This is a genomic window from Exiguobacterium sp. SH3S1 (assembly GCF_004337105.1).
In the GTDB taxonomy this organism is placed as follows: domain Bacteria; phylum Bacillota; class Bacilli; order Exiguobacteriales; family Exiguobacteriaceae; genus Exiguobacterium; species Exiguobacterium aurantiacum_A.
The window spans coordinates 1-427 of sequence record NZ_SJUW01000036.1; the positions used below are offsets into that span (position 1 = coordinate 1).

The following is a 427-nucleotide window of genomic DNA, read 5'->3' on the forward strand; positions in this document are numbered from 1 at the left end:
GAGTTGTGTTCTCATCGGCTCGGCCGCAGGAACGGGGATTGCCCCGCACCGGCATGCGCCTCGCCCATGCGTCATAGTCATGAGCAATTGATTTGATGGAATCAATTAATTGGCTATATCGTTCTCGCGGGCCTAAACTTCGTTCATTCCGTATCAGCAACCACCAACCGAGGAAACAGCAATGTCCCTGATCAATACCCAAGTCCAGCCTTTCAAGACCGAAGCGTTCGTGAACCGCAATGGCAAGGGTGAGTTCATTACCGTGACCGAAGAGAACCTGAAGGGCAAGTGGTCCGTCCTGATCTTCATGCCGGCCGCCTTCACGTTCAACTGCCCCACGGAAATCGAGGATGCCGCCGACAACTACGCCGAGTTCCAGAAGGTTGGCGCCGAGGTCTACATCGTGACGACCGACACGCACTTCTCG

General features: G+C 55.3%; 1 protein-coding gene. It reads left to right on the forward strand.

The genetic code is table 11. The annotated features are described in order from the left end of the window. Positions 1-181: 181 nt before the first annotated feature. Positions 182-427: redoxin domain-containing protein (locus EVJ26_RS14270; RefSeq protein ID WP_131470782.1), on the forward strand; the 246-nt coding region annotated here is incomplete at its 3' end.